Annotated in this window: 5 protein-coding genes; 2 read left to right on the plus strand and 3 right to left on the minus strand. The window is 56.4% G+C overall.

Annotated features, from left to right (window positions below):
* The 3 genes from WD429_RS11480 to WD429_RS11490 form a co-directional block, all read right to left on the minus strand.
* Positions 1–1,248 (minus strand): PAS domain-containing sensor histidine kinase (locus tag WD429_RS11480; RefSeq protein WP_368422311.1); only part of this gene is annotated, 1,248 nt, incomplete at its 3' end.
* A gap of 268 nt (positions 1,249–1,516) precedes the next feature.
* Positions 1,517–2,968, minus strand: a complete 1,452-nt coding sequence (locus tag WD429_RS11485) for a sigma-54 dependent transcriptional regulator (protein WP_368422312.1) — start codon at positions 2,966–2,968, stop codon at positions 1,517–1,519.
* Between the two features lie 71 nt (positions 2,969–3,039).
* Positions 3,040–3,369 (minus strand): SOS cell division inhibitor, encoded by a 330-nt coding sequence (locus WD429_RS11490; protein ID WP_368422313.1) that lies wholly within the window; start codon positions 3,367–3,369, stop codon positions 3,040–3,042.
* Positions 3,370–3,639: 270 nt separating this feature from the next.
* Between WD429_RS11490 and WD429_RS11495 the strand changes: the two genes are divergently transcribed.
* Positions 3,640–4,134 carry a DUF6586 family protein gene (locus tag WD429_RS11495; RefSeq protein WP_368422314.1) on the plus strand — a complete coding sequence of 165 codons (495 nt, stop codon included), beginning with the start codon at positions 3,640–3,642 and terminating at the stop codon, positions 4,132–4,134.
* A gap of 47 nt (positions 4,135–4,181) precedes the next feature.
* Positions 4,182–4,442 carry a hypothetical protein gene (locus tag WD429_RS11500; protein WP_368422315.1) on the plus strand — a complete coding sequence of 87 codons (261 nt, stop codon included), beginning with the start codon at positions 4,182–4,184 and terminating at the stop codon, positions 4,440–4,442.
* The last annotated feature ends 16 nt before the right edge of the window (positions 4,443–4,458 follow it).

The following is a 4,458-nucleotide window of genomic DNA, read 5'->3' on the forward strand; positions in this document are numbered from 1 at the left end:
TGCCACCATCATCGCCGCCGGGCGTCGTCGAGCCGCCATCGCCACCGTCGCCACTGTGCCGCCCCGCTCTGGTGATTCAATCGCAAATCGACCCTGATGGGCCTTGACCACGGCCTGCACGACCGCCAGCCCAAGCCCGGTACCATGGGATTTGGTGGTATAGAACGCCTCCATCAGCTGGCCGGCCTGCCCCGCTTCGAAACCGGGGCCGTTATCCACCACCCGCACCACCAACTCATTGCCTGCCGGAAACAGTTGCACCACCACACGATGCGCTCCGGCTTCGATGCTGTTATTCACCAGATTGGTACAGGCACCCACCAGCGCATCCCGATTGCACATCAACCGGCTGTCACTGACATGGCTATCAAGCTGCACCTCAACACCCGGTGCCAGCTTGAGGCTATCCACAGCCGAACCAATGGCGCTGACCAGGGTTTCGGCGCTGAGTTCTTCTGCCAGGCGGGTTTCGCCACGGGCAAAGATCAGCATGTCACGCACTTGTTGTTCGAGGTGAGTCAGCCGAGACATCAGACGGGAAGCACATCGCTGGCGCATCTCTTCATCCAGATCCTCCTGGCTGAGGTGGCCACCGTAGAGAATGGCAGCAGACAGAGGGGTACGAATCTGGTGAGCGAGGGAGGCCACCATCTTGCCCATCGCCGACAGCCGCTGGGCGTGGGCAAGCTGGGTCTGCAGTTGTCGGGTTTCCGTCAGATCGGTCAACAGGATCAACTGACCCGGCTGGTTTTCCATGGTGCGGATTTCAATACTGACACGCCGTCCGTCTTTCAGTGACACTTCGTGCCCGTCATCCCGGCGCGGCGCAAAGCAACGGCGAATCACGTCAACCCAGCATTCGCCGTCCAGCGGCTCACCCAGCAACGCAATCGCGGCTGGGTTGGTCTGGGTCACCACACCCTGGCTATCCAGTACCACTACCCCTGCCGGTAACGCATTAAGCAGTGTAGAAAGCTGATCCGCCAACTGCTCTTTTTCTTCCAGTTCGTGCTGACGCTGCAACGTTTCCGCCGTGAGTTCGCCTGAGAGCTGGTTGACGCGGGATTCCAGGGTTCGATAGGAGTCAGTAATCTGCCGCGACATCTGGTTAAATAGCTCCAGAGCCGAGCCTACGGCTTCGTCGTCCTGTTCCGGAAACAGGGCGGTTACCTTGTCATTAACATCCGCCGCGGCATTGGCCTTGGCCTGCTTCGCGGAAGACTGAACAACAAACTGCGGCTGATTCATAAACGCATCCCCTGGAACACCCGGGTATCGGGCCAAACTCTTCGGATAATTTGTTCGCAGGGGCTACCAAAGCCAGCATCATGCCAACTTGGATTTTTCCTTATTTTTCAATGAAAAGGAGAGAGGAAGCTTCAGGGCGCGACGGTTTAATGTCGGTCTGAGCCTTATTTGAAAGCAGGAGTAACGAAGCTTTGACGCACAATGAGGGAGCCATCAAACAGGGGGGGCAGGCAGGTGTGCACCACGCCACCCGCCCAGGGGCAGCAGGTCAGGAGTCCTCGGCCTCCTCTTCCCGAAGCCCGTATTTTCGAACCTTTTCTACCAGCGTGGTCCGCCGTATTCGCAGCTTTTCGGCAGCTCGGGCCACCACACCGCCAGCCTCATCCAATGCCTGTTGAATCAACTGTTTTTCAAGGTTCGAGAGATAGTCCTTCAGGTCAATGCCGTTGACCGGCAACAGCGCCGGTGCATCCAGACCAATCAGACCGGGCACGCCAGACGGCATGCCATGATCCTCAACGGGGCGGTTTTCATCGTAGTCATCCACGTAGCGGAATTTTTTGGGCAATTCCTGAACGCCGATAACGCCATAAGGATGCATGATAGCCAGCCGTTCAACCAGGTTGGCCAGTTCACGAACGTTGCCCGGCCAGTCATGGCGACACAGGCTCATGATCGCGGCGGAGTTCAGGCGTAGGGAGCCGCGCTTTTCTTGCTCCATGCGCGAGGTCAGTTCGTTGATCAGCAGTGGAATGTCTTCCACTCGCTCTCTCAGCGCGGGCATTTCGATGGGAAAGACATTCAGCCGATAGTAAAGATCTTCACGGAAATCACCGCTTTCGATCATGTCTTCCAGATTTTTGTGGGTCGCAGCGATGATTCGCACATTGGCTGAGATGGTTCGGTTGCTGCCCACACGCTCGAAGGTGCGTTCCTGCAGTACCCGCAGGATTTTTACCTGCATGTTCAGGGGCATGTCACCGATTTCGTCCAGAAACAGTGTGCCGCCTTCCGCCAATTCAAATCGCCCAACCCGCGAGGTGATGGCACCGGTAAACGCACCCTTCTCGTGGCCGAATAGCTCGCTTTCCAGCAATTCCGCGGGAATGGCACCGCAATTCACCGGAACAAAGGGCTTGTCCCGGCGTGCAGAGTGATAGTGAAGATTCCGGGCCACCACTTCTTTCCCGGTTCCGGACTCGCCGGTGATCAGAACACTGACTTCCTTGTCCGCCACCTGCTGCATCAACTGGCGTACCGCCTGAACCCGCCGACTGGTACCCACCAGGCTGCGGAATAACTGCAGTCCACGCTGCTGGCCACGCTCCCGCGAGTGGATGAACTGGTCCCGGTAGATTTGTGCGCGGTAGATAGAATCGACGAATTTGGTGTAATTCAGAGGCCAGGTCATGCGGGTGATGATTCGTGCCAGGACCTCATCGGATACACCTTTCAATGCCGGGTCACCGACCATGAGTACGGGCACGCCGCTCACCTTGCTGCAAGTGTCCGTCAACGTCTCGCGGACGCGTGCATCGGTACCATCAAGCAGCACCACGGAAACAGCCGACAGAGCCTGCGCATCACCCTGTGATAACAACGAGGCGGCGTCTTCGCCGTAGACTACCTCTTCTTCCCCGATGAACTCGAGTATGGTGACCATGTCCCGCAGGCGGGATTCATCCTCACTCAGCACCAGCACTTTGTTATTTTTGGACATCCACGCGAATCTCTTGGAAAAATTTGTGCGGTATTTAAGACTGTAAGAGCCTGAGAGTCAATTTTATGACGCTATTTTGGGCGGTTCGTCGAAACGTTCTTATACGCACTTGCGGCGCTACGGTTACGGTTGACGCCTTTGAGGGCTTCTTCAGCCTCTTTGCGGGCTTCCAAGGCGCCAGCACTGGCCGCATCGCAGAAAGTCTGCAAGGTGGCCAGGCGCTCCCTCACCGTTTCGGCATCCAGCTTGCCTGTTTCCAGCTGCGCCATCACCGGCTCAATGGTCGAGCGTACCTGCCCGTTCAGGGTCGTCAGTTGTTCCCAGTCTTTATTGACCAGCGCCTGCTCAAGCGCTTCGATCAGCTTATCCAGGTCCTGAACTTCAATGGGGGACTCAGACATAGACATTCTCTCCTGCAGTTTCAGTTATAGTCAGGGCCGTGGTAACAACGCTTTGATTTCAGATTGTACTCCTAATACCCGGCGCGAATAGATGTGGGGCCAGATAACCTCAATGCCATTCTTAGGAATCGGGGATTGTTTGTATTTTCTTGTTAAACCCGCGCGCTGAGCCAGGGAGGAAGAAATTGGTCGCCAGAAATGGTAGACTGGTCAGTCAATCTGAAGAGCACGTTTCCGATATCGGGCGTCCGAACCCTTTGGCAGGTCATCATGGCATCGCAGTGGCACTCACTGGTTTCCCAAAAGTTGTATATGGCCCGCACACTGCTACAGCAGGCGGATGCCATTGAGTCAGTTCCTGACGCGGGCAAGGTCGTGCAACGGGAAGCATTTCTTCAGGGTGCTGTCGAACTGACACTGCGGGCACGGCACCTGCTGCTGGTCATGATCGCAAGGATGTACCAGCGTAAAAATGACAGCCCGGAGTCTCTCGATGCGCTCCTGGCGCTGCTGGGCCGGGAGCTTCCTGAAACCGCAGAGCTGCTGGAACTGTCGCGACAACCTGATAGCTGGTGGAACCACCTGGATCAGTTGGTCGCAGCCCAGAGCCAGCCGCCCGCTGCCCGAAAAACAGTCAGCGCAGAAAACATCATCGCAGTGTCCGCGGTTTCAGGCCCTGATCGGTCTTTATCTGCGCTTAATTTATCGCTCGACGCGTTGAAACAATTTGCCGACTCCCTGGAAGAGCGCCACAGCGAATGGTAATTCGCAAGGCGACAAACAGAGTCGAAAACAACTGAAAGGTTATAGGAATGTCACCATCTTTTTTTGAAATCGTACAGTTGAGTGATGGCGATTATGCATTGCGCCGCATAGACGACGATGCCGCGCCCCTGGTACGCATTTCGTTCTCAACAGAGGCACGCGAGATGATGGAAGATCGCGATATGGCCGTCGCCAAAGCCATGATTGCCGCTGGCATTGAAGCCGCTGGCAACGTCACTCATGACATCGACTGGGAGGATGAGGAACTGGAAGCTCAGGAGCCCCAGCCTTCCTACACACTTCATTAATTGATTGGGTGCGCGG

The organism is Marinobacter sp. (assembly GCF_040904845.1).
Classification (GTDB): Bacteria; Pseudomonadota; Gammaproteobacteria; order Pseudomonadales; family Oleiphilaceae; genus Marinobacter.

Excerpts from the sequence above, each read along its gene's own strand:
- WD429_RS11490 (WP_368422313.1), bottom strand. The coding sequence starts at position 3,369 with ATGTCTGAGTCCCCCATTGAAGTTCAGGACCTGGATAAGCTGATCGAA.
- WD429_RS11500 (WP_368422315.1), top strand. The coding sequence starts at position 4,182 with ATGTCACCATCTTTTTTTGAAATCGTACAGTTGAGTGATGGCGATTAT.
- WD429_RS11495 (WP_368422314.1), top strand. The coding sequence starts at position 3,640 with ATGGCATCGCAGTGGCACTCACTGGTTTCCCAAAAGTTGTATATGGCC.
- WD429_RS11485 (WP_368422312.1), bottom strand. The coding sequence starts at position 2,968 with ATGTCCAAAAATAACAAAGTGCTGGTGCTGAGTGAGGATGAATCCCGC.